Origin of the sequence: Albidovulum salinarum, assembly GCF_025673475.1 — a bacterium.
In the GTDB taxonomy this organism is placed as follows: Bacteria; Pseudomonadota; Alphaproteobacteria; order Rhodobacterales; family Rhodobacteraceae; genus Albidovulum; species Albidovulum salinarum.
In genome coordinates, this window is sequence record NZ_JAOVQO010000028.1 from 1 (window position 1) to 22,016 (window position 22,016).

General features: G+C 65.7%; 36 protein-coding genes. 4 read left to right on the forward strand and 32 right to left on the reverse strand.

Annotated features, from left to right (window positions below; translation table 11 throughout):
• Window positions 1-164 precede the first annotated feature (164 nt).
• Window positions 165-296, forward strand: coding sequence for a hypothetical protein (locus OEZ60_RS20410; RefSeq protein WP_263340357.1), 132 nt, complete (start codon window positions 165-167; stop codon window positions 294-296).
• Between the two features lie 70 nt (window positions 297-366).
• Here OEZ60_RS20410 and OEZ60_RS20415 read toward each other — a convergent pair whose 3' ends face one another.
• Window positions 367-966, reverse strand: a complete 600-nt coding sequence (locus OEZ60_RS20415; RefSeq protein ID WP_263340360.1) for a hypothetical protein — start codon at window positions 964-966, stop codon at window positions 367-369.
• A 350-nt stretch (window positions 967-1,316) separates the two neighbouring features.
• On the opposite strand from OEZ60_RS20415, the gene OEZ60_RS20420 reads away from it, so the two are divergent.
• Entirely contained in the window at window positions 1,317-2,606 is a 1,290-nt protein-coding gene (locus OEZ60_RS20420) for a DEAD/DEAH box helicase (RefSeq protein ID WP_411709828.1), read from the forward strand.
• A 75-nt stretch (window positions 2,607-2,681) separates the two neighbouring features.
• Window positions 2,682-3,281: a thymidine kinase gene (locus OEZ60_RS20425; RefSeq protein ID WP_263340362.1), complete on the forward strand. Its 600-nt coding sequence runs from the start codon at window positions 2,682-2,684 to the stop codon at window positions 3,279-3,281.
• Between the two features lie 307 nt (window positions 3,282-3,588).
• Here the strand turns inward: OEZ60_RS20425 and OEZ60_RS20430 are convergent, their stop codons facing one another.
• From OEZ60_RS20430 to OEZ60_RS20570, 29 genes are all read right to left on the reverse strand, one after another.
• Window positions 3,589-3,924 carry a tRNA-binding protein gene (locus OEZ60_RS20430; RefSeq protein ID WP_263340364.1) on the reverse strand — a complete coding sequence of 112 codons (336 nt, stop codon included), beginning with the start codon at window positions 3,922-3,924 and terminating at the stop codon, window positions 3,589-3,591.
• The gene (gene proC, locus OEZ60_RS20435; RefSeq protein WP_263340367.1) at window positions 3,921-4,733 is read right to left on the reverse strand and encodes a pyrroline-5-carboxylate reductase; all 813 of its coding nucleotides are present in this window, start codon (window positions 4,731-4,733) and stop codon (window positions 3,921-3,923) included. Before proC ends, OEZ60_RS20430 begins: the two co-directional genes overlap by 4 nt.
• 74 nt (window positions 4,734-4,807) lie before the next feature.
• Window positions 4,808-5,311 carry a type III secretion system chaperone family protein gene (locus OEZ60_RS20440; RefSeq protein ID WP_263340370.1) on the reverse strand — a complete coding sequence of 168 codons (504 nt, stop codon included), beginning with the start codon at window positions 5,309-5,311 and terminating at the stop codon, window positions 4,808-4,810.
• A 364-nt stretch (window positions 5,312-5,675) separates the two neighbouring features.
• On the reverse strand, window positions 5,676-6,686 hold the full coding sequence (locus OEZ60_RS20445) for a GTP pyrophosphokinase (RefSeq protein WP_263340373.1): 1,011 nt from the start codon (window positions 6,684-6,686) through the stop codon (window positions 5,676-5,678).
• Window positions 6,683-7,759, reverse strand: a complete 1,077-nt coding sequence (locus OEZ60_RS20450; RefSeq protein ID WP_263340376.1) for a nucleoid-associated protein — start codon at window positions 7,757-7,759, stop codon at window positions 6,683-6,685. The genes OEZ60_RS20445 and OEZ60_RS20450 overlap by 4 nt, the downstream gene beginning before the upstream one ends.
• 78 nt (window positions 7,760-7,837) lie before the next feature.
• Entirely contained in the window at window positions 7,838-8,563 is a 726-nt protein-coding gene (locus OEZ60_RS20455; protein WP_263340458.1) for a DNA adenine methylase, read from the reverse strand.
• Window positions 8,564-8,642: 79 nt separating this feature from the next.
• Window positions 8,643-9,008 carry a DUF2730 domain-containing protein gene (locus OEZ60_RS20460; RefSeq protein WP_263340378.1) on the reverse strand — a complete coding sequence of 122 codons (366 nt, stop codon included), beginning with the start codon at window positions 9,006-9,008 and terminating at the stop codon, window positions 8,643-8,645.
• A complete protein-coding gene (locus OEZ60_RS20465) occupies window positions 9,008-9,520 on the reverse strand; it encodes a hypothetical protein (protein ID WP_263340382.1) in 513 nt (170 codons plus the stop codon). The genes OEZ60_RS20460 and OEZ60_RS20465 overlap by 1 nt, the downstream gene beginning before the upstream one ends.
• Before the next feature lie 97 nt (window positions 9,521-9,617).
• Complete coding sequence (locus tag OEZ60_RS20470; protein ID WP_263340383.1) at window positions 9,618-10,121, reverse strand: glycoside hydrolase family 108 protein; 504 nt, start codon at window positions 10,119-10,121, stop codon at window positions 9,618-9,620.
• 115 nt (window positions 10,122-10,236) lie between these two features.
• The gene (locus OEZ60_RS20475; RefSeq protein ID WP_263340385.1) at window positions 10,237-10,623 is read right to left on the reverse strand and encodes a helix-turn-helix domain-containing protein; all 387 of its coding nucleotides are present in this window, start codon (window positions 10,621-10,623) and stop codon (window positions 10,237-10,239) included.
• Complete coding sequence (locus tag OEZ60_RS20480) at window positions 10,620-10,871, reverse strand: hypothetical protein (protein WP_263340387.1); 252 nt, start codon at window positions 10,869-10,871, stop codon at window positions 10,620-10,622. Before OEZ60_RS20480 ends, OEZ60_RS20475 begins: the two co-directional genes overlap by 4 nt.
• Entirely contained in the window at window positions 10,868-11,311 is a 444-nt protein-coding gene (locus OEZ60_RS20485) for a regulatory protein GemA (RefSeq protein WP_263340389.1), read from the reverse strand. Before OEZ60_RS20485 ends, OEZ60_RS20480 begins: the two co-directional genes overlap by 4 nt.
• On the reverse strand, window positions 11,311-11,565 hold the full coding sequence (locus OEZ60_RS20490; RefSeq protein WP_263340392.1) for a hypothetical protein: 255 nt from the start codon (window positions 11,563-11,565) through the stop codon (window positions 11,311-11,313). Before OEZ60_RS20490 ends, OEZ60_RS20485 begins: the two co-directional genes overlap by 1 nt.
• On the reverse strand, window positions 11,565-11,963 hold the full coding sequence (locus OEZ60_RS20495) for an ASCH domain-containing protein (protein ID WP_263340394.1): 399 nt from the start codon (window positions 11,961-11,963) through the stop codon (window positions 11,565-11,567). Before OEZ60_RS20495 ends, OEZ60_RS20490 begins: the two co-directional genes overlap by 1 nt.
• The gene (locus tag OEZ60_RS20500) at window positions 11,954-12,142 is read right to left on the reverse strand and encodes a hypothetical protein (RefSeq protein ID WP_263340396.1); all 189 of its coding nucleotides are present in this window, start codon (window positions 12,140-12,142) and stop codon (window positions 11,954-11,956) included. Before OEZ60_RS20500 ends, OEZ60_RS20495 begins: the two co-directional genes overlap by 10 nt.
• Before the next feature lie 3 nt (window positions 12,143-12,145).
• On the reverse strand, window positions 12,146-12,823 hold the full coding sequence (locus OEZ60_RS20505; RefSeq protein ID WP_263340398.1) for a DUF3164 family protein: 678 nt from the start codon (window positions 12,821-12,823) through the stop codon (window positions 12,146-12,148).
• Complete coding sequence (locus tag OEZ60_RS20510) at window positions 12,823-13,035, reverse strand: hypothetical protein (RefSeq protein WP_263340400.1); 213 nt, start codon at window positions 13,033-13,035, stop codon at window positions 12,823-12,825. Before OEZ60_RS20510 ends, OEZ60_RS20505 begins: the two co-directional genes overlap by 1 nt.
• Window positions 13,032-13,277: a hypothetical protein gene (locus OEZ60_RS20515; RefSeq protein ID WP_263340403.1), complete on the reverse strand. Its 246-nt coding sequence runs from the start codon at window positions 13,275-13,277 to the stop codon at window positions 13,032-13,034. Before OEZ60_RS20515 ends, OEZ60_RS20510 begins: the two co-directional genes overlap by 4 nt.
• Window positions 13,270-13,527, reverse strand: coding sequence for a hypothetical protein (locus OEZ60_RS20520; protein ID WP_263340406.1), 258 nt, complete (start codon window positions 13,525-13,527; stop codon window positions 13,270-13,272). The genes OEZ60_RS20515 and OEZ60_RS20520 overlap by 8 nt, the downstream gene beginning before the upstream one ends.
• Window positions 13,508-13,906 carry a DEAD/DEAH box helicase family protein gene (locus OEZ60_RS20525; RefSeq protein WP_263340408.1) on the reverse strand — a complete coding sequence of 133 codons (399 nt, stop codon included), beginning with the start codon at window positions 13,904-13,906 and terminating at the stop codon, window positions 13,508-13,510. The genes OEZ60_RS20520 and OEZ60_RS20525 overlap by 20 nt, the downstream gene beginning before the upstream one ends.
• On the reverse strand, window positions 13,903-14,382 hold the full coding sequence (locus OEZ60_RS20530; RefSeq protein ID WP_263340411.1) for a hypothetical protein: 480 nt from the start codon (window positions 14,380-14,382) through the stop codon (window positions 13,903-13,905). Before OEZ60_RS20530 ends, OEZ60_RS20525 begins: the two co-directional genes overlap by 4 nt.
• 59 nt (window positions 14,383-14,441) lie before the next feature.
• A complete protein-coding gene (locus OEZ60_RS20535; protein WP_263340413.1) occupies window positions 14,442-15,212 on the reverse strand; it encodes an AAA family ATPase in 771 nt (256 codons plus the stop codon).
• 60 nt (window positions 15,213-15,272) lie between these two features.
• The gene (locus OEZ60_RS20540; RefSeq protein ID WP_263340416.1) at window positions 15,273-17,321 is read right to left on the reverse strand and encodes a transposase domain-containing protein; all 2,049 of its coding nucleotides are present in this window, start codon (window positions 17,319-17,321) and stop codon (window positions 15,273-15,275) included.
• Window positions 17,318-17,764: a ParB N-terminal domain-containing protein gene (locus tag OEZ60_RS20545; protein ID WP_263340418.1), complete on the reverse strand. Its 447-nt coding sequence runs from the start codon at window positions 17,762-17,764 to the stop codon at window positions 17,318-17,320. The genes OEZ60_RS20540 and OEZ60_RS20545 overlap by 4 nt, the downstream gene beginning before the upstream one ends.
• Window positions 17,761-17,988 carry a hypothetical protein gene (locus OEZ60_RS20550; RefSeq protein WP_263340420.1) on the reverse strand — a complete coding sequence of 76 codons (228 nt, stop codon included), beginning with the start codon at window positions 17,986-17,988 and terminating at the stop codon, window positions 17,761-17,763. The genes OEZ60_RS20545 and OEZ60_RS20550 overlap by 4 nt, the downstream gene beginning before the upstream one ends.
• Before the next feature lie 4 nt (window positions 17,989-17,992).
• Window positions 17,993-18,346 carry a hypothetical protein gene (locus OEZ60_RS20555; protein ID WP_263340422.1) on the reverse strand — a complete coding sequence of 118 codons (354 nt, stop codon included), beginning with the start codon at window positions 18,344-18,346 and terminating at the stop codon, window positions 17,993-17,995.
• An 11-nt stretch (window positions 18,347-18,357) separates the two neighbouring features.
• Window positions 18,358-18,612, reverse strand: a complete 255-nt coding sequence (locus OEZ60_RS20560) for a hypothetical protein (RefSeq protein ID WP_263340423.1) — start codon at window positions 18,610-18,612, stop codon at window positions 18,358-18,360.
• Window positions 18,613-18,647: 35 nt separating this feature from the next.
• Complete coding sequence (locus OEZ60_RS20565) at window positions 18,648-18,884, reverse strand: hypothetical protein (RefSeq protein WP_263340426.1); 237 nt, start codon at window positions 18,882-18,884, stop codon at window positions 18,648-18,650.
• Entirely contained in the window at window positions 18,884-19,162 is a 279-nt protein-coding gene (locus OEZ60_RS20570) for a hypothetical protein (RefSeq protein WP_263340428.1), read from the reverse strand. The genes OEZ60_RS20565 and OEZ60_RS20570 overlap by 1 nt, the downstream gene beginning before the upstream one ends.
• Window positions 19,163-19,367: 205 nt before the next feature.
• Between OEZ60_RS20570 and OEZ60_RS20575 the strand changes: the two genes are divergently transcribed.
• Window positions 19,368-20,006: a S24 family peptidase gene (locus OEZ60_RS20575; RefSeq protein WP_263340430.1), complete on the forward strand. Its 639-nt coding sequence runs from the start codon at window positions 19,368-19,370 to the stop codon at window positions 20,004-20,006.
• Between the two features lie 214 nt (window positions 20,007-20,220).
• Here OEZ60_RS20575 and OEZ60_RS20580 read toward each other — a convergent pair whose 3' ends face one another.
• Together OEZ60_RS20580 and OEZ60_RS20585 are read right to left on the reverse strand one after the other, a co-directional pair.
• Window positions 20,221-20,835 (reverse strand): hypothetical protein, encoded by a 615-nt coding sequence (locus OEZ60_RS20580; RefSeq protein WP_263340432.1) that lies wholly within the window; start codon window positions 20,833-20,835, stop codon window positions 20,221-20,223.
• 857 nt (window positions 20,836-21,692) lie between these two features.
• Window positions 21,693-21,941, reverse strand: a complete 249-nt coding sequence (locus OEZ60_RS20585) for an accessory factor UbiK family protein (protein WP_263340434.1) — start codon at window positions 21,939-21,941, stop codon at window positions 21,693-21,695.
• Window positions 21,942-22,016: the final 75 nt, after the last annotated feature.

The window sequence follows — 22,016 nt, forward strand, 5'->3', positions numbered from 1 at the left end:
CATGTCACTCGTTTTTCCGTCTCAACTTCCCGGCGTCGCCGCCGTTCCGTCCCCCGCAGCAGTCTGTCCCGCTTCGGTGAGGGGGTATTTACGGATCACCACCAATCTCCGCAAGCGGTTTTTTCGAAGTTTTCGTGACAGCCCGATGAAATGTTATTAAGCATATGAAATACAACACATTTATTTTGAAATACTCCGCCGAGACCGGCGTTTCGGTTGCTGGTTCGGGTGTCCTGACTTCAGAATCGTCAGCCAAGGCGGCGAATCCGGACAGGACGGCGATGAAAGGTCAGTGAAGCGCACCCGACGCTCCGCGTCAGCTTGCTCGATAGCCGGTGGGGATAGCGCCGGGGCGCTGCGACCGCCTCAGTCCGCGCAGAGATAGACGGCGCCGCCGACCGCAACGACGCTGACAGCCGCGCCGGCCAGGACGCCCGGCGCGCTAAGTGCCGCGGCGGCGCTGGCACCCGCGGTCTCCAGAAGACCGGCCAGCGCACCCGCCTTGCCGCTCAGGATGAGCGCACCGGAGGTGTCGCGCGCCGCAGTCAGCCCTGCACCGGCGGCGTCCAGTCCGAGTTCCGCGACCGCCAGCGCCTCTTCCTTGGTCGCATTGACGAGCCGGCAGGCCGCCGAGGGGCGCTTGCAGCGGCCATAGGCGTCGCGCTCCCCCTTCGCGGGCGCACGGTAATACTCTGCGTCCTCGTCGTAGACCGCGCAGAAGAGGCTGCGCTGCTCCTCGTTTAGTCCCGGCATCATGTGTGAGATGACGACGGCGCCCGGACAGGTCTTGCGGCGTGTCAGGTGCCGCTCGCGCATCGAGGAGTAGCTGTCGAGGTCGCGGTCGTAGAGAATGGTGACATTCTCGCCATTGATGTTGGCCTCGCAGTCCCGAGGCTCGGCCAATCCGGGCAGCGGCGCTCCAACAACGAGCATGAATGACGCGATGGCCGCAAGGTTCATACGCACCGCAGGTCTCCCTATCCCGCACCGCTTCGCCGCGAACGCGAACGCGTGCCGTCATCTACGCGAAGGACCGAAGCCAGCGCAATGTCCGCGGGGCCTCGCAGGACTTGGCGCTTGACTTGGCGCCGTAAAAGCCTCATTGCGCCGCGATCCAAGGCCCGCTGCCGCGTGAGCAGCCGTTCCCCGCTTCCGCGAAGGGACATAGGCCCGGATACCGGTTCCCATGTCACGCCAGGGGTCCTGCGGTTCCGTTGCGAGCCGCGCCCCGACGATGCCGCACCGAACCCCCATGGGTCCGGCGCTTACCCTGTTTGCGGGCCGCGACACTGCGCGCCCCAATGAAAGACACAGACTTGACGACTTTCGAAAACCTCGGGATCGCCCCGCGCGTCCTCATGAACCTTCCCGGCCTCGGCCTGACCACGCCGACGCCGATCCAAGCCCAGGGCATCCCCGAAATCATGGCGGGCCGCGATCTCATGGGCCTCGCCCAGACCGGCACCGGCAAGACCGCCGCCTTCGGCCTGCCGATGGTGACGAAGCTGCTCGAGATCGGCCGCCGGCCGAATCCGAAGAGCTGCCGCGCCCTCGTCCTCGCCCCCACCCGCGAGCTCGCGACCCAGATCGCCGAGAACATCCAGAACTTCTCGCAAGGCACGCCGCTCCGGACCTTCCGCGTCGTCGGCGGCGCTTCGCTCAACGCCCAGTCCGAGCGGCTCGCGCGCGGCGTCGACATCCTTGTCGCCACGCCGGGCCGGCTGATCGACCTTCTCGACCGCAAGGCGCTGACGTTGAACGAAGTGCTCTACCTCGTCCTCGACGAGGCCGACCAGATGCTCGACATAGGCTTCATCCACGCGCTGCGCCAGATCGCCCGCCTCCTTCCCTTCAAGCGCCAGACACTGCTGTTCTCGGCCACGATGCCGAAGCAGATCGAAGAACTCGCGACCTCCTATCTGAAGGAGCCCGCGCGCGTGCAGGTCTCGCCCCCGGGCAAGGCCGCCGAGAAGATCGAGCAGGCGGTGCATTTCGTCAACCAGGGCGACAAGGCGAAGCTCCTCGCCGACTACCTCGCCAGGCATCCCGACGAACTGGCGCTCGTCTTCGGCCGCACCAAGCACGGCTCGGACAAGCTGATGAAGCTCCTCGACACCTGGGGGTTCAAGGCCGGCGCGATCCACGGCAACAAGAGCCAGGGCCAGCGCGAGCGTACGCTGCAGGCGTTCCGCTCAGGCGAGCTGAAGGTGCTGGTCGCCACTGATGTCGCGGCGCGCGGGATCGACATTCCGGATGTCCGCCACGTCTACAACTACGACCTGCCGAATGTGCCGGAGAACTACGTCCACCGGATCGGCCGCACCGCCCGCGCCGGCCGCGATGGTCGCGCGGTCGCCTTCTGCGCCCCGGCGGAGTTCGGCGAGCTTAAGGCGATCGAGAAGCTGACCAAGGTTGCGCTGCCGGTCATCGGCGGCGAGCCGCCCTCCGGCGCGGAGGCCAACGCCGCCGCGAAAGCCGCCAAGGCGAAGCAGGGCAACCGGCAGAACCGCGGCGCGTCGCATGGCCAGCCGCACCGGCCCGACGAGGCGACCAAACGCCCGGCCCGGCGCCCGTCGCGGCGGCCGCGGCGCACCAAGGCCGCATGATCGGGACGCGACAGGCCGGCCGGAGTCGCCTCCGGCCGGCTTGAAGCGCCATTGCCCCCAGCGCAAACAGGTCCCATGGCGAAGCTCTATTTCCACTACTCGACGATGAATGCCGGCAAGTCGACGCTGCTGCTGCAGGCATCGCACAATTACCGCGAACGGGGGATGGCGACCTATCTCCTGACCGCCAAACTCGATGACCGGGCAGGCGCCGGGCGGATCGCAAGCCGGATCGGCATCGCCGAGACGGCCGACATCTTCGATGCCTACACAGACCTCTTCGCCGCGATCGAGCGACGGCGCACCGAGGGCCCGGTCGCCTGCGTCTTCCTCGACGAGGCGCAGTTCCTCACCCGCGAACAGGTCTGGCAACTCGCCCGGTCGGTCGACGACCTCGGCGTTCCGGTCATGGCCTACGGCCTCAGGGTCGATTTCCGCGGCGAGCTGTTCCCGGGCTCGGCCGCACTCCTAGCCCTCGCCGACGAGATGCGCGAAGTGCGCACGATCTGCCACTGCGGCCGGAAGGCGACCATGGTGGTGCGGCGCGGGCCCGACGGACGGGCGCTGCGCGACGGCGCCCAGGTTCAGATCGGCGGGAACGAGACCTATGTCTCGCTCTGCCGGCGGCACTGGCGGGACGAAATCGGCGACCGGCCCGACAACCTATCCGCCTGATCCTGCGGAGGCGCCTTGCGGCGCCACGAGATGTCTCGTGCCCGCGCCAAGGGCGCGGGCACTCGGGTCAGGGGACCGCGACCAAACCGGTCCGCGTCCGGCAAGCACGGTTAGACTTTCCTTAACCCCGCCCTGCGATCGTGGGATTCGCGGTACAGGCCGGAGGGCCGATGACCGCGACAGGAAGTGCAGCCCGTCCCGGTTCCGGGGCGGGCTGTTCTCACTTTCTGTTCAAAAATACTCCCCAGGGGGTCCGGGGGACGGGACGTCCCCCGGCGGGTCGGCCAAGGCGCATCCGAGGCCGAAATCAGTAGAGCCGCCCGCCTACCGGCACCTCTTGCCCGGGCCCGATCAGAACGACCTCGCCATCCGCATCCGGCACGCCGAGCACCAGCACCTCCGACATCACCGGGCCGATCTGGCGCGGCGGGAAGTTCACCACAGCCAGCACCTGCCGGCCCACCAGTTCCTCCGGCCGGTAATGCCGGGTGATCTGCGCCGAAGACCGTTTCTCGCCGATCTCGGGTCCGAGATCGACCCAGAGCTTGAAAGCCGGCTTGCGTGCCTCGGGAAAGGGCTCGGCGCGGGTGATCCGCCCGACCCGGATATCGACCTTCAGGAAATCGTCAAATCCGATCGTCATCGCCCGAGTTCCCGCCCCCGTTCAGCCGCCGCGTGAACCGCCTCCCTCAGCAGCGCCGGGAATCCGCGCGCCTCGTCCATCAGCACCTTGAGCGCCGCCGCCGTGGTCCCGCCGGGCGAGGTGACGTTCACCCGGAGCTGATCGGGCTGCTCCTCCGACGCTTCGGCGAGCGCTCCGGCCCCGGCAACGGTCGCCTTTGCGAGCCGCATCGCGAGATCGGCCGGCAGGCCCTCCGCCACACCCGCCGCCGCGAGTGTCTCGATGAGGTGGAAGACATAGGCCGGGCCTGATCCCGATACCGCCGTCACCGCGTCCATCTGATGCTCGCCCTCGATCCGAACCACCTGCCCCACCGCCGACAGAAGCACCTCGGCCAAGTCGAGATGCGCCGCTGTGGCGCGGGCATTGCCGGTGATCGCGGTGATGCCGCGGCCGATCGCGGCCGGCGTGTTCGGCATCGCGCGCACGATCGGCGTCTCCGCGCCAAGCACGCTTTCGTAATAGGCGATGGTGGTTCCCGCAGCGACCGACAGAAACAGCCTCCGCCCGCCCCCCATCCGCGCGAGCCCCGGCAGCGCCTCGGCCATCATCTGCGGCTTCACCGCGACAAGCACGATGGCCGGCGCCTCCGGCAGGGCCGCGTTGAGGTTGACCCCCTGCCCCTTCAGCCAGTCCGACGGATAGGGATCGCTCACCCAGACGCTCGCTGCAGGCAGCCCGCCCTTGAGCCACCCCTCGAGCATCGCCGAGCCCATCTTGCCGCATCCCAAGAGCACCAGCCCCCTGCGGCTCACCTCGCTCATGTCCATGATCACCTCCGAAGCTGCGGAGGCAGATTAGCGATCCGGCGGCCGAGGGAAACCCCCGGCCGCCAAATGCCCCCTCAGGCCCGCCCGTAGGCCTGGGCGATGGCGACTTCCATCGCGCGTTCGGGGCTCTCACCGCCCCAACAAGTGAGCTGAAATGCCGGATAGAAACGTTCCGCGGAACTGACCGCCTCGTTGATCATGCGGTCGATCTGCTCGGGACCGGCGATCTGACCGCCGGCGAGGCACAGACCGTAGCGCCACACCATCAGCCGCTGCTCGCGCCAGTAGGTGAAGGCGCCGGACCAGACCATGTCATTGGTACGGTTCAGCGCCTCGTAGAGCGCCGGAAGTGCCTCGTCGGGCGGATCCATCTCGAAAGTGCAGATCAGGCGCAGTGTCTCGTCATAGCCCGACCAGGCCAGCGTGATGGAATAGGTCCGCCACTGCCCTTCGACCGCCATGGCGATCTGATCGTCGGTCACCCGGTCGAAATCCCAGTCGTGATGCTCGGCGATGGTTTCGACGATATCGATCGGATGCAGGTCCTCGGTGGAGAGATACGTCTCGGAAAGCGACATGCCCGGCCTCTTCTTTTGTGACCCTGCTGGGTGGCAGCCCGCAAGGACTAGGTGCCCGCCTCTAGGTTCGGTGCATTTGACGCCCGACCCTGCAAGATATGGTGTCTCCGAATACACCATCTGTAAAGAAGTATTTCCGGATGACCGTCTAAATCTTGTGGATAGTGTAGCGTGACACGAACATTTGCAGTGTTTGACAGAGATATCTGCAACAGAGCGGGTTTTCGGGCCTAGATGCGGTAGCCGGCGCGACCGCCGGTTGCAAGAGGCGCTTCGAAGACGCGCCGGTCACCGGTCCCGCCGGCAGTTTGAAACGGCCTTAAACGGGGGTTTAAACGGTTTGGGGGTGCTCCGCGCTCAAGAACTAGCCCTCGAGAGACTGTCCGACATCACCGTAGATCAGCTCAAGCTCACTGTCAGGCAGGGGGCTGTCTTTCTTCGCACGGTATGGCTCGTTATCGGCATAGAAGTAGACGAGCAGGATGCTCGGCAGTCGGAATACACTGCGCGCACTTCGGCGCTCGGCAATACGTTCACCAATGAACTTGTTCCCCGCCAGCCAAGGCTCGAGCGCCTCCGTCGTTGAGGCGTGAAAGCGCCCATAGTGGTCTAGGATCAATTGATTCAACGGCGTTTCAGAGTCCATCGCGGGCACACCGACTAGTTCCGCATATCGCGCTGACAAGAAGGCATCGAGATCGGTGAGAGGCTGCACCTCTTGTGCGATCAGCTCGTCGAGCGCGCTGAAGTAATCGCTTGTGGCCTCAATCAGAGCCATGCTCTTAGCGGCGGCCCGCTTCATCTTCGGAGTGGCCGTGATGGAGGGCTTGTACAGCGTATCATGTGTGATCTCGCTGTACGCATGCTGGAGCAGGGTTCGGATCTGGATTTCGCAGGGAAGGTCGGCTGGGATTGGCTTCCCATCCACCTCGATACCCGGCTTCGACCGAACGACATAGTGCAGAGACTGGTAGCCAAACTCGTAGGGTTTCGCCTCGATTTCCTCTTCGTGGTCACGCGCCTTGACTGAGTTCCAAGCCGCTTCTTCTTCTCGAACCAATCGGCCGACAACGTTCACATGGGCAGCGAGCAGTACAACAAACCGAACGCCGACCTTGTCTTCAATCGCATCGAATGGATCCGCGTGCCCTTTTTCCTCATAACCCTTCCCTCGGTAGAACGCCTTTTGGAGCAGCGAAACGTCATCCTTCAGCCGGGGTTCAACCGGCAACCTCAAAAAGCCCTTGGCGGCCTTCGGACCGAGTTCCTGCGCAAGCCTTTCTTTCAAGCGGTCGACGACGTAGCGACCCCAACGTTCATAGTCGGGTCGCTCCGTGTGCCATCGAGCCAGGAAATCTTGATCCCGCTTCGTCATACCTCTTTCACGAACTGGTCAAGGATGGTGATCACAGTGACAGCGTCGGCTTGGCCGGTCTCCGGGTTCGCCACCGCCTGTGTACCGATGGTAGCACGGCCCTGGGCAATTGCTTCGGGCGACGCCGAAAACTCAATGTCTGTGCCATATTTGAATCGCCGCCGCTTCAGACGGCTCGTCAGTTCGGCGGTGTCCCGCTGCACCGCCCGATCGGGAAACTGCTTTCCCTTCATGAACTTGGCATAGTTGTCTTGGAGCTCTTCAGGCACATATCGGTCCGTGAACTCGTGGACCGTGAAGGTTGGGGCCTTGTCCGTTTTCACGAAGGTGTAAAGCGCATCGGTGAGATCGTGCCGCTTGTCCCGATCGGTTACCGATTTCGTGATGAAATCTCGCGTAAGGTTGAAGAACCTTGCGGTCTCATAGGCGGCGTCCGCCTTGAAGCTGCAGCCCAAGAACGTCTCGTAGAAGTAGAGAGCCGCGGCCTCGCGATCGCTGGCGGCGATTTTGTGGTCGAAGACCAAGGCCAGCCAGCCGTCAGGGGAAGGCTTTGTAGGGTCAGACCGTACCATGAACCCGATCTTGTAGAACCTCGTTGCTTTGGTAAGGAACAGATCATTCACGAACTCGGTGATGATCGCGGCGCCGTCCTTCCTCCGTCGAAAGCCGTCCTGCACTTCAGCCTTGATGACACCGACAAACGGGCTCGACAGGGGGCCGGTCGTTCCGCTGAACACGATCACCATACCGCCAGGGATATTCTGAGTGGTCTGCGCTTCGGTAAGGCGATCCGGGATCACCCTCGATCGTTCAAGAAACTCCGCCGCCGACGCTCCGACAAGCTGCTCCACATCGCCTTGGAAAGTGCCGGGCCCATGGCGTCTGATAGCCATTTCGATGCATTTCGACTTAGCGTTGAGAGCCTCAGTAATCCGGAGCCGAAACGCGTCGAGCGCTTCTACCGACAAGGTCTCGAGCTTGGTCGCGTAGACCGGCGGCGCGATCCGCCGGTCAGCGCCGCGTTGAAACACTTCATGCACAGCGACATGCTCGACCCTCAAACTCCTTAACACCCAATCCTCCTTCGGTCACGAGATCACGGCGAATCGCCTTTGGGTGGCAAGATACACGGGAAATTCGCGGCGTTGATCTCATGTTGAGGCGCTAGAATGTCGCGATCCGATTAACAGTTCGGCTGCCGGCCGCGCGCCATCGCCCACGGTGTAGGTCGTTTCCACCGGCCGGATCGAGAACCGCCCGAAGATCTCGCGGATCTCCGGCACGTCGTTGATCGACATGAGAAAGCGTCCTTTCAGCCCGGCGAGCAGCTCGGCCAGCCGCGCGAAATCCTCCCGCGCAAAGAGCGCCTTGCCGTAATCGGTCTCGCAGCCCCAGTAGGGCGGATCGAGGTAGAAGAACGTGCCCGGCCCGTCGTAGCGGCGGAGAAAGTCCTGGTAGTCGAGGCACTCGATGACGACGCCGGCGAGGCGGCTGTGAAGATCCTCGAGCATGGGCTCCAGCGTCGTGAGGTTGAAGCGGCCGGGGCGGTCGCGGGAGACGCCGAAGTTCCGGCCCGAGACCTTGCCGCCAAAGGCAGTGCGCTGGAGGTAGAGGAAGCGCCCTGCCCGCTCGAGATCGGTCAGGGTATCGGGATCGGTCGCCACCAGGCGCTCGAACTCGGCCCGCGTGGTCAGCTGGAAGCGCAGCGTCTCGAGGAACTGGGGATAGTGGCGCTGCAGGATGCGGAAGAGGTTGGCGACGTCGCGGCCGCGGTCGTTGATGACCTCGGCGCGCGGACGTCGGGTCCGCCGCAGGAAGATGCCGCCCATTCCGACGAAGGGCTCGGCGTAGGTCATGTGCGCGTCCGCGTCGATGATCGCGGTTAGTCGGGCACGGCCTCGAGATGGCGCAGGATTGCCAGGCGGCGGTGCTGGCGGATCGTGTCGGCGTAGTCGGTCATCGCTTGGCTCCGTCAAGCAGGTGGTTTTCGTGGCGGTCGACGGCGATCTCGATCCGCTTGATGATCTCGCTGCTCCCTCGCATCTCGGCGCGCATCTCGCGGAGGTAGCCGCCCATCTCGGCGATCGCGACCTGCATCTTGTGAACGTCCTCTCTGCCCGGCATGCCGCTCAGGGTCTGCTCGACAGAGCTGAGGCGCGCCTCGTGCCCGTCGAGACGCGCTCGGTTTTTTTCGATCTCCCTGGTATTCGCGCGGCTCCCCGAGGCCATCAGGTTCCAGACCGTGAGCCCGAAGGTCAGGAGCTGCGACAGCGCGACCACCCAGACGATGACGGGCGAGATGTTCAGGACCTCCGCCCCCATCAGACGCGACCCTTCCACTTGGACACCATGTCCTTCAGCGTGTGACCGCCCATGTAGAGCGACATGTAGAGCGCGCTGATCTGCATCAGCACCGCGAGATCGGTGGGCGGCAGGGCGATCTTCCAGTAGGCGTTGGCGACATGCAGCAGGACGAGGTTCCAGAGCCACAGGAACCCGAGCCCGTACATGCCGAGCGGGCGCCAGGCACGCACCCAGAGGGGCTCGGAAGCTTCCGCCACGAACAAAGCCTGGCGCGCGACGAGCTCGGCCGACCAGAGGTCGAGCAGCTCGGGCGCGTCGGCCTCGACCGCAAGCACCGCCTCGCGAACCTTCTCCGGCTGCTCGGCCGCGAGCCGGTCGACGTCGGAGGGGTGAACCCCGGCCTTGTGGGCGATCATGCCGATGACCTGGCCCGCCAGCTCGGCATTGGCCGCACCGATCTTCTTCGACAGGATGCTCTTGACGAGCGGGGCGCCGATCTCGGCGGCGATTGCAGTCAGGGCCGGAGCCATGGGGTTCTCCTTCAGAACTTGCGCTCGATGCGGGCCGCTCCGGGCGCCGCTCGTTGGATTTCGGTCGCCACCACGCCCTTGACCTTCTCGCCGAGCATCACGAGGCCACCTCCGGGTTGATCGCCGCCATTGCCCCGCGGATCACCCGGCGCAGCCAGCCGCGCCCGTAGGTGTCGAAATGCGCCCTGCTCGCGTAATAGAGCGCCCGCTCCGCCTGGAAGCGGACGACAAGCTCGGGATCATCACCCTGGCGCTGCATGGCGCGGCGGGTGCGCGGGCCGATGACGCCGTCGGCGACCTCGCCGAGCGCCTCCTGCATCAGCTTCACGGCGGTCTTCAAACCCATGTTCACGACCGCGTCGAAGAAGACATAGGCGACCGGCCAGCCGAGCAGGCCACAGCCGGCCGCGTCCCAGTAGTCGCGCCGGTAGATCGCCTTCGCACCGGCGATGGTGAGGGAGGGAATGTCGACGTCGGGATGGTAACGCTTGGCGATGCCGTACTTGGTCTCGCCGCCGGGGTCGCGCGCGTCGTTCGAATACGCACCTTCCTCGCCGATGACCAAGCGGAACGCATGGTCGAAATTGTCTGCTTTGGCCACTGCCGCCTCCAAGGGATTTGCCCTCGAACCATCGCCCATCGGCGGGGGGCAGATCAGCCTTGAAAGGTTTCAGGGGGAGTGGCCGGGCGCGGCTCAGGCACTGTGGCAGACGGCCCTAGTCGTTGTCAAAGGGCAGGTCGAGCTGGCGCCTTCCGGCCTCGGCCTCGAGCTGGGCGCGGTAGTTCGACACGGTGCGGGAATGCATGTCGCAGGCCAACGCCACCTGGGAGATCGAGGCGCCGGCGCGAAGCATCTTCTTGGCCTCGGCGCGGCGCGCCTTGGTGCCGCGGAGATGACCGCAGGGAAGCATGATCTTCGCCGAACCGAAGGCGCGGATCATCGCCTCCGCTCCGTCGACGCCGATGATCTCGGCGAGCATCGAGCCGCGGGCGCGGACGGGAATGTTGATCTCGGTGCCGCCACGGCGTCGCAAAAGCAGCATGGTGCGCTCGAGGCCGATGACGGCCTCGATCTCGCCCGCGATGCCCGGCAGACGGCTCACTCGTCGCGCTCCCGCCGCTGCCGACCGGTGCGGATGTCAGGGCGGCTCGCCTCCAGCACCGTCGTCACCGTGCCCTCCTGGAGCCGGTACTGGAAGCCGTCGATCGTGACGGCGCTCGCGCCGAGCTCGACCGCGTTGTCGACGCGACGGCCGACGAGGCGGCGGTGGTGCTCGACGTCAATGCCGAGGACCCGCTCGAAGTAGCGGATCATAGCGTGGTCGGAGACATGGGTGATGGGCTTCTTCACCGGCGGACCTCGATCCCGTTGCGGAGGCACATCGCCTTCAGCGCATCGACGATGTCGGCGATCTCCGACCAGTCCTGCATCGTGTCGATGTCGATCGGCACCGAGCCCCATTTCTTTTCGAACCGCGCCCGGATGAAGGCGTTGAGCCCCTTGGCGCCCGAAGCCTTCACCGCGCCCTTCTCGTGCAGAAGCCGCCACATGACATGGCAGAAGCGCACGTCGGCGCGATTCGCGGCCGGCCGCCGCCCCTTGGCCCCGGCCGAGGGCCGCCAGCCGCGTTCCTTCAGCGCCGCCACGACCTTGTGCATCTCCGCCTCGGACATGTCCGAGAGGCTGTCCTTGCCGGTCGCGACGAGCTGGAGATCCCGGCGCGTGTCGGTGTCGAGACCGAGCTCGCGGCAGCCCGCGAAGATCTGGCGCTGAAGCGCGCGATTGGTCATCAGAACTTTCCCTCGCTGGATTTGAGCCAGGTCTCCGCCGCGTCGGCCATGGCCTTCGCCAGCGCGTTCAGGTCGACACCGAAGCTCGGCCCGTTGCCACCAACACCGATCACGCCGAGATAGAGGCCCCGCGTGGTCAGCTCGATCGCCGCCATCTGGTCTCCGACCGTGCCCTCCGCCTCGCCGAAGACCTTGTCGCCATCGGCGGGGCGCGAGCGGTAGAGCGGCACGGCGAGCATCGCGACAGGCTTCATCACGACCTCCCGTCGCAGCGCGGCATCGTCCATTCGATGACGACGCCGTCGAAGTGCCGCGATCCGTGATGCTCGCGCCAGAAGGCCGACATGTCGTCGAGATGCTCGAACCCGTCCGCGACCGCGAAGGCGTCGAGATCGAGGAGCGGAACCCTACCGACCTCAATCCGGTTGATGCGGGCCGAGGCGAAGTTGATGGCGATCGGCAGGATGGCGGTGCAGACCGGATCCGGCACGATCTTCTCGCAGAGCCGTGTCCGCATTCCACGGAAAAGTTGTATCGGCTCGCCCGGTCGGGCGTGGCGCTTGCGCGCGCTCCGGACCGTCTGGGTCTTCAGACCCTCGCGGATCAGCGGCACGAAGCGCGACTGGAAGGAATAGGCCACCATCATGCCCACCACTGATCAAGGAAGACGCCCACGACGAAGCGAATGAGCTTGATCCAGATCCAGAGGCCGATGGCGATGGCGGGCAGGAGCCACCAGCCCGAGGGAAGGCGGCGATCGTCATCCGCCTCCCCGGATTTGCGGGCGGGCGTTGCCACGTCGAAGCGACGGGGATCGTTCGGCATGTTCATGGGTTACGCCTTCGCCAGATCGATCGTGACCGCGGCCCACGGCGCGTCGGCCGCATCGCGGCGGTAGAAGCGGACGTAGCTCTTCGAGCCCACGACCCGCATCGCGTCGCGGATTGCCTGCATCGCCGCCTTCCAGCGCTCGTCGGAGATCTCCAGCCGCAAGAGCGAGTAAAGCGCCGCACGGTTGATCTGGCCTTCCTTGTCGGTATTGAAGGCCCGCGTCACGACCGCCTTCAACTCGTCTCCTGCCGAGGCCGTCCAGTCGGTCAGGCACTCGTCGACCAGCGTCTTCGCGACCTGCAGCTCGGGGCCGAAGACGATGTTGTCGGCGACCTGGACCTGCACCTTGAAGAGCCCGTCGTAGCTCATCAGCGTCTTGTTGCCCTTCTTGCCGCCCACGGTGGCGCCGTAGCGTTCGGCGACGAGCGCTTCGAAGGCGCCGAGGTTGTCGTGGAAGTGGGCGAGGAAGCGCGAGAGCTGGTCCGAGAGCGCCACGGCGTGGCTCATCTCGGAGCGCACCAGCTCGTCCTCCATCACGTTCTGCGGCTTCACCGTGCCGATCGGCAGCTTCGCCCCATCGGGGCCGAGGATATGCTCCTGGTCGTCGATCATGACGCGCCCCGTGGGGATGCGCGCGGGCGGATAGGGCCGGTATTCGCGGGTGGCGGTCTCGTCAGGCATCATGCCCGTTCTCCTTCGGTATAGCGGATCTTGTTCGGGGGCGTGTAGGCGCCCGGGTGGATGGCTGGCAGGCCGAGCGCGGCAAGCGCCCCGGCCATGGCCGCGATCTCTTCCATGCTGACCAGCGTCGCGCCGCGCAGGCCGTCGCGGTCGACCTTGCCGACGCCGCGCGCCGCGAGCTCCAGCATTTCGTCCTCGGTCCAGCGGCTCATTGCGCGCGCCTCCTGAGATAGCAGCGCTGCGCCTCCTGGCCGACCGGCAACCAGCACTCGACGAGCCTCTCGACCGGCTGGCCCATCTCTGCCGCGGCATGGCCCATGACGTTGAACGCCGCCGTCCAGAGCGCGGCGCGGAACTCCTTGTCCTCACGCGCCTCTCGGATCAGGTCTACGGAATAGGCATGGACCTGCGGGCTCACCGCCTCCATCTCCGGCACGGACTTGCGCTCAGGCATCGAGGCGACCCTCCCGGCAAAAACCGTTCTCGGCGATGCTGGCCTCGGCGCGGAGGCGTAGCCGGCCCTCGATGTGCTCGATCTTGTCGGCGATCTGCGCGTAGGTCGACGTCCGGTCGGGGCCGATGCACGCCTCGGCGAGGACCATCTCGGCGGCGAGGATCACGGCCGCACCGTTGATCTCGCCGCTGCAGATCGCCGCGACGATCCGGTCGGCCTCGGCATGGGCCTCATTCACCTGGTTTGTCATCTGCGGGCTTGTCATCCGCGACCTCCTTGCGGTTCCTTTTGCAGTTCACACAGGCGCGGTACATCCGCACCCGGAGCGCGTTGACGTTGACGAATTTGCGCGCCTTCTCGCGCCACTGGCGGCACTCGTGCATCGGGATCGTGCCCAGAGCAGGGCAGTCCACCCTGGCGTCGCGGAAGATCCCGTTGAAGAGTTCCTCGATCGCGGCGAGGTCGCCGGGATACTTCGCCCGGAGCACGAGGCTGACGAGCGAGGCCGAGCGGCCGAGCTGGGCTGCGACCTTGTTCTGGCTCGACGCCGAGCATTCGACCGCGAGCGCCTCGATCCATTCCGGCAGCGCCTCGCCCCAGGCCTCGCGGGCCGTGTCCAGAGGGGTCATTCCACGCCCTCCTTGCCGAGGGCGTATTCGGCGAGGTTGCCGTCATAGACGGCGGTCACGCGGCGCGGCTGCGGCGGGATCGGCCCGGTATTGCGGATCAGCCGATAGACGGCCGCGCGATGCAGTCGCGCGTCGGCCTTGCGCTCGAGCTTGAGATAGCCGGTCCGGGACAGAACCTCGCAGTAGTCGAGCGCCGAGCGCTCTTCCACCCCCACCTCCGGCGTCCGCGCATGCGCGGCGAGATCGAGCGGCGTGAAGCTCTTCAGCATCCGCATCGCCCGCCAGAGATTGCCAGTCACCGTGCCAGTGTTCGCCGGCTTCTTGCCCTGGATCACCCGGTAGTAGCGCCGCTTCCGGTCGCCCACATGCGAGAGTTCAATGAGCCCTTCTTCGGCCCATTTCCGGACCATTTTGCCCACGCATGTCTGGTGCATGGACAGGGCCAGCGACAGATCGCGGTAGCAGAAGGATGTCATGCTCGATGCCTTCGCCCAGGCCGCCTGCTGAACGGCGGCTCTTTTCTCATTGAAGTACGTCACGCAATCTTCCTCCCGGCCGCCTCGGCCACGACGGAGAGCTTGCGGCGCGGCGCCGGCGCCTCCCCGGAGAAGAAGTCGGCCTTGCCCCAGTCCCCTCGTGCCACGCGCTTGAGGCCCCGCGTCACCGCGAACTCCTTGACCCGCGTGAGGTTGATCGAGATCCGGCGGATCGAGTGCCGCGACTGGGCGAGCAGGAACTGCTGCAGATCCTCGTCGAGCTCAACGCCGCGGCAGTAGATCTTCGCGAGATGCCCGACGTCGGTGAGATCGCCGGGCTGCGCCGCGACCCAGTCGAGCATGCGGCCATGGACCCGTTCCCACGTCTGCAGCTTCTGCGGCAGCGCCTCCTCGCCGATCAGGATCACCGGCGCCCCGGAGCTTTCCGAGATGTCGCGCACCAGTTCGACGATGCCGCGCGTGACCAGGTGGTCGGCCTCGTCGACGATCAGCGTCCGGCCCGTCCGCGCCAGCTCCTCGCTGACCTGCTCGAGAAGGTCGGCGGCCGAGCCGCGGGCCTTGATACCGATCTCACCGAGGATCGCGGCGAGGAACTTCTTCGCGGTCCAGAGGCTCCGGACCTCGACATGGTAGGCATTGAACCTGTTGGCCGCGTAGATCGCGGCGCTCGTCTTGCCGAACCCGGAATAGCCGTAGAAACAGGCCATGCCGGGCAGGCCGTGATCGCGCCGGTCCACCCGGTCGATCAGGGTCACCAGCGCCGCCACATTCCTCAGAGGCGCGACGCTACCGTATAGTCCTTCCGTCATCTTCACTTCACTCCGTCACTGCTCACTTTTCCGACCGGGTCCCTACGAGCCGGCCGGTCTTCATCCGAAAATCGCGTCCCCGAAATCCTCCCAGAGCATCCGCTCCGAGCGGTATTCCGGCGTCTGCTGGTAGTCCTGAAGCCACTGCCACTGGTCGGGCGTGATCGTGCCCGCGCCGGCCTCGGCGGCGCGTTCGAGCTCGAGCGCCCGGCGGAACCGCTCGCGCGCCGGCTCCTCGGGCACCGGCTTCGGCCGGCGCGAGGCGAGGTCGGCGACGATCTCGGCCTGGGCGCGCTCGATCTCGGGCGCGACCACGGACTCCGCTGGGGGCGCCGACTTGCCCTTACCGAAGACCGGCCGCACCACCTTGGCGGCGGGCTCTTCCGCCGGGGCCGGCGCGGCGTCGTCGAGCATCGATCCGAGCTCGGCCGCCTTGAACTTGCGGTGCGCTTCGAGCGCAGCCCGATCGGCTTTCTGCAGTCCGCGGCGCGCCTTCGCGAGCGCCCGCGCCTCGGCCGTGTTCTGGAACCCGACCTTCTCCATGCAGGGCGCGCGGCCGAGATATTCGTTGTCGGCGGAATAGACGTGCAGCCCCGCCCAGAGGTCGGCGAGGTCGAACCGGGCGATCACCTGCTCTCCGGCGATCTCGCTCATCCAGGGCGCCCAGTACTTGTTGCCGGAGAACGTGATCTGGCCCGAGCCTGTCGCGCCCTTGAGCCCCTCGGCGCCCATCAGCCAGAACCGGCGCTGCGCCTCGGTGGCCTTGCGGATCGGCGCGGTCGCATAGGAGGCGTCGAAGACCTCGGCGAAGCTGCGCCCGAAGGCGACCTCGGAGCGGCGGCCCTGGCGGGTGTTGTGCTCCTCGATCCCCTCGGCCACAACCGCAAGGAAGTCCTCGAGCTCGATCGCCCGGCTGCCGTAATCCTCGGGCTTCGCGTCCGGCCGGTTGCCGGTCCAGGCGCCGTCGAAGCGCGGATCCTTGGAGATCGCATCGCACATGTCGCGGAACGCCCGCTCGATCGGCTTCGACTGGCCTGAATAGGGCGTGGCCCAGTGGATCTGGCAGCCGAGGGAGACGAAGAGACCCGGCAGATCGTCCTCGCGCACCCTGAAGCGGAACCGCGTCGGCGTTCCGCCGGTCAGCGTCTTCGCCGCGAACTCCCGGCCGTTGTCGAAGAGCACATGCTCAGGGATGCCCCAGCTCTCGATCATGTCGCCGGCGGCGAGCTGCACGGCGTAGGAGTTCGGCGTCTGGTCGACGCGCCAGCTGAGGATCCGCCCCGAATGGATGTCCTGGAACGCGACCATCTGCGGCCGGGTGACGAGGCCCGCGGCCTCGCCACGTTCGGCCGGCCAGCGCACGAAGACGTCGAACTTGTGGAAGTCGGCGTTGACCGCCTCCATCGCATGCAGCGCGGTCTTGTCGCGGGTCTGGGTCGGGCGCAGGCGCTTCAGCGCTTCCATCCCCTTGCGCGCCAGCGTCTGGCTCTCGATCGAGACCTCGGCATCGAGCCGCCGCCGCGCCGTGCGCTCGGGCAGGTGACGCCAGCCGTTCGCCTTGGCGATCCGCACCGCGCGGCGGTGACAGCTGGTGAAGGACGGTCGCGACGAGCGCAGGAAGTCGGACTTCAGCACCTCCATGAACTCGCGGTCGCAGCGCGTCTTGGTCGATTTCCGCTCGGCCGCGCGGTGCCGGGGCGCGAGATAGGGCAGCCGGTCATCGGGCCGCACGCCCTCGATCAGCGCGAACCAGTTCCAGATCGAACGCGCGCTCACGCCCTCGAGCGTCGCCACGTCGTGGGCGGCGAGATAGCGGGTCAAGGGCGGCGACAGCGCCTCGACCTTCTGCAGGATCAGGAGGCGGCGTTGCGCCTCGCCTTTCGCCTTCTCGGGCAGACCCTCGAACCACGACCAGGCCTCGTCGCGCTCCATCCGGGGCTCCGCCTCGGCCACTGCGGTCGGTGCCGCCGCGACGGTCGCCAGGAGCTGCTTCTGCGCCCGGCTCGGAAAGAGCTTCCAGTGATACTCCCAGCCGCCGCCGCGGCCTTCTCGGCGACGCGCATGGTGCGGGTCCTGGCGCCAGTTCTCGCGATCAACGACGATGTTCACACCGCGCTTCGTGCCGGGCAGATCGGCGAGCCCGGCCTCGGCGATCTCCTCCGCCGTCCACCATTCCTTCTCAGGCGCCAGCCGAGCCGCTGGCGCTCGGCGAGGAATACGGCCGTATCGAGCGCGTTCATTTCGGCACCGGCGAGGTTATCGTCGATCTCCATCAGTTGCGCCCAGTCGTCGGTCACATCGGTCCAGACCTTGGCCTCGATCTCCTCCCAACCGAGGCGCTTGGCCGCCTCGAGCCGATGTGCCCCGGCGATCAGGACGAGCTTGCCGTCCTTCAGCTTGCGGACATGGATCGCGTCCTTCATGACCTGCGTCTCTGCGATCGAGGCGAGCAGGCTCTCGACGCCCGCCTCCGAGACCGGGCGCAGCCTGCGGCGGGCATCGACCTCGGCCACCGCGACGCTGGTGATCTGCATGAGCGTCGGCTTCTTCATCCCTTGGGTCCCTTCTTCATCCGGTAGTAGAACCGCCGCTGGCCCTTCACGATCCGCGGCGAACACTCGATCTCGGCGCCATGCGCCCGAAGCTCCGCGACGCAGGCATTCACCGCCATCACCCGCGCTTTCCGCACGATCGCGCGGGTCGTGTGCTCCTGCCCGTCCTTGAGGACGGCCAGGACACGCTGCAGGCGGGGCGAGGAGAGCGGCGCCGCGTTCATCGGCTCACCACCCGACCGGCTGATGGCCGAGGTGTCGGCAGTAGCCGCAGATGCGATTGTGGATGCCCTCGCTTTCGAACGGCTTGTCGCAACTCATGCAGGCACGAATGCCCCGGCGGCCGAATTTCGCCTCGCGCTCGGCCTCGCGATTGAGGTTGTCGGCGAGCGTCTCGGCATCGAAGGCGGTCGTGAAGGGCCGCGACACGGCAATGCCCTTGTCATTCACGACAAAGAAGTAGCGCTCGTCCTTCAGGGCTCTGAACCGGCCCACCGCAGGCAGCTTCACCAACGGCGCCTGGGGCTCGACCGCCAGCGCCTCGGCGGCGGCGATTGCCGGGTGGGTGCGCCAGGACTTCATCCGAACCGCCATCACGCCACCTCGCGGTCGAGCAGGTCCTGCAGCCGGACGAGCACGCCAGTCTGGCTCAGGACGGCAAGCTCGGCGATGATCGCGTCGACCGCCGCGACATAGCGGTCTGTCGCGAGATCCCGGTCCACCGCCGCGGCGGCGGGATCGCGCATCACGGCCTCGGCCGCCATCGCCCGGACCAGCTGCACGCGCACGTCTCCGAACCTCTGGTCGGGCCGGCGCTCGGGGCGGGGAAGTTCATTCAGAAGCATCATGGAAACCTCACGGACAGAAACGGACGGGGCGCGGCTCATTGCAGGACACCCGTGAAAACAAGGAGACCTAGGAAGGCGGTGATCAGGCCGATGGCGCCGATCAGGTCGCCCAGGAGGCTCTGCTCGATCCGGTCATGAAACCGGACCAGGCGGTGCCGGAGCGCGCGCAGGGATGAAGCGACGCGCGCTCCGGCACCTTCCCCGGCCGGGGGATCGCAGGGCATGAGTTCGGGAAAAGGGTCGGCGCGACGCACCGGGTAACCGCCGTCCATTACGCGCCACCCTTCTTGAAGCTCTCATAGTGATCCTTGAGCCTCGCCTCATAGGCCGCTCGCACGACGTCGCGCCCGGCGGCGTCTATGATCCGAGCCAAGAGCGCCCGCCCCTTCGGACCTTTCGATTGGCCGAAGGTCACATTCCGCGCCGTCGCAGGGCTGATGCCGTGATCCGCGCACCAAACCTCGAAGCTGCGCCCGCCGGCACGAAAAGACCCTACAATGGCGTCATGGAGGATCGCCCCCGGCTGGAATTGAACGTCTTTCTGGGTCATAAATCCTCGCAAGGCGGATACGTGCCGCTACAATGCAAGTTTATGTATCCATTCGGATGCAGTCAAGGGGAGATGTATCCACTTGGAAGCACTTTCTCGTAGATTGCGAGAGGAGCGCGAACGTCTTGGAATGTCTCAAGAAACGTTTGCCGCCTTGGCAGATCAAAAAAGGCTCTCCCAGACCCGATATGAAAGCGGAGAGCGTGTGCCAGACAGCAATTACCTCGCCGCCGTCGAAAAGGCAGGCGTCGACGTCCTTTATGTTCTAACCGGAAAGCGCATCCGACCCGACGCCACGCTTGTGCATCCGAACGGCAACATCGAACTCGAAGTCAAGTCCACGCAAGGTCACGGCGCGGGCTCCCACGCACTCGATGATCTCACCCCAATCGACGTCTATGCCGTCGAGGCCGCCGCCGGTGGCGGCAGGCTGAACCGCGAGCAGGGTCGGATCGGCACGCTCGCCTTCCGCCGCGACTGGCTCGCCTCGCTCGGCATCCGCCCTTCGAAAGCGAAGATCCTGCGTGTTTGCGGCGACAGCATGGAGCCGACAATCCGCGACGGCGCCATCGTGCTTGTCGACGAGGACCGCAAGAGCCCCGATCGCAACTTCATCTACGCCTTCCTCGAGGGCGAAGAGCTCCGCCTCAAGCGCCTCGATCTCGTCCAGGGCAAGATCCTCACGATCTCCTCCGACAACCCGGCCTACCCGGCCGAAGTCCGCGTCGGCGCCGAGATCAACGACCTCACCATCCTCGGCCGCGTGGTCTGGACCGCCTGCCGCCTCGGCGAACCGCCCACGCTCACGTCGCATGAGCGGACGGAACTGATCCTGGACGAGTGAGACGAAATCTACGCTCGACCGGATGGTCTGGCCGGGCTCACCTGGTGAAGGAGAAAGACTTCATGGCGGATAAAAAAAGCAGTGGCGGCCCTCAGCCAAGCCGACCATCCCCTCAAACCGCGACCAACTCTCAGCGGTCGAGCAAACCGCTGATTTCATCCAAGCCGAACGTGCAGCCGAGCGCGCCAGGCGCCGTACCACCAAAACCGAAGGGCTAGTCTCGCGTGTAGACCCTGATCTCCTCGATCTCGGAGGCCGGAACATAGGTCAGCGCTGTGCCGAAGGCAGGATCCTGTAACTCGGCCTCCTCCCACTCCTCCGAACCTGCCTCGGAGCGGTCAGTGACAAACAGTGCGACCGAACCGTCTTCACCGAAGATGCATGGTCCGTCGCTAAAGCATGAGAAGCGGCTGAGGTCGTTGCACATAAGACGCCGACCGGACTTGAGGCGCACCATGATCCAGGTGGGCGCGAACGCCCGCCGCAACCTGACACTGTGCCAAGCCGTGACATGTCGGTCCGATGAAGTGACGCGCGCGACGCGGAGTAAAGACCGAACGAACTCCTCAAGGAACCCACGCCAAATGGCTGCGGCTCCGATCGCGGCTACGACACCACCAGTTGCCGCGATTGCGGGAGCATCGAACACCGCAAGGCGGTCCGAAGCCAGCTTGGCAATCAGAGCGAAGACAAGCGAGGCAAACAGCACATCGATGGTTTGATGAGTTTCGTCATGACCGACATAGGCAATTCGATAGCCGATATATCCCGCCGCCAGCACTGAGATTGTCTCGAGCGGCAGGCTCAGGAGGGACTGGAACTCTTCCATGGATATCTCCGATCGGACACCGGCACGCGGTACGCTCTGATTCTAGCAACCGGCAACGTCCTGTCCATGGGAGTGACCATCTGGGAGCGGGGATGCGTAATCGGCGTTGCATTTCATGCATTCCTGGCACCGAGAGGCAAGAAACTGTTCCCAGTTTCACTCTCAACCTCCCAGCCGCCGAAATCAGGTAAGTGTTTGATTGGAAAGTGCGTACCGGCTTTCTGGGAACAGGAGATCAAACTGGGAACCGGATTTCCCAGTTCCGAAGCCGCCTCGGCGCTCGTTTCGGCCCCGGCGCCGCCCGTATGCCCGACTTTAATGCCCGTTTTACAGGGGTTTAAACGGTCCCTTCACCGGCGCCTTCAAATCGGCCCCACATGCCCTCACCGCCCCGCCAGGCCCCGATTTCGGCCCCGACTGCAGACATCGTCCCCACGGCCCTCACCGCCCCCGCCACGCCCCGGAAATCCCTTGTTTCCTTGGGTCATCGCGCTTCTTCGCACCTCATCGCGGCACTTCGCACTTCACTGCAGATATCTCTGTCAACACACAGATAGAGTGGTCGTGCACGGATATTCGCGATACCCGGCAAGGAACTCCGGGCAGGACCGAAACCGCGCGCAAAGCGTGACTGCCGCGCGTCGAAGTGGCGTGTTCCATAAATGGCCGAGCCTGACGAAAGCATGGAGCGCCATGAGCGGCGATCCGGCCTTCTACTGCGAAAAGGGGGCCGCCCCATGCGGCGCCCCTGGTAAAGCCAATCCGTCCGTTTGGCCCCGCGTCCGGCGCCGGTCGATGAAGTGGAGTACTGATCGGAAAAAGGCGGATAACTCGCGACACTCACGCGCCGCGGCGCCTCAGCCCTTCTTGCCGGCTTCGAGCGCGGCGATGCGCGCCTTCAGCGCCTCGTTCTCTTCCCGCGCCTTCTGTGCCATCGCCCGCACCGCCTCGAACTCCTCGCGCGTGACGAAGTCACGGTCGGCCAGCCAGCGGTCCATCCAGCTCTTCATCGCGGTTTCCGCTTCGGTCCGGGCACCTTGCGCCACGCCCATCGCATTGGTCATCAGCTTCGACATGTCGTCGAAGAACTTGTTCGGTCCGCTCATCGGGCGCCTCCGTGGGGCAGGTCGGTTTCGCGGCCTATATGCGCACCGCGGCGGCAAAGCTCAAGGTTGACTTCG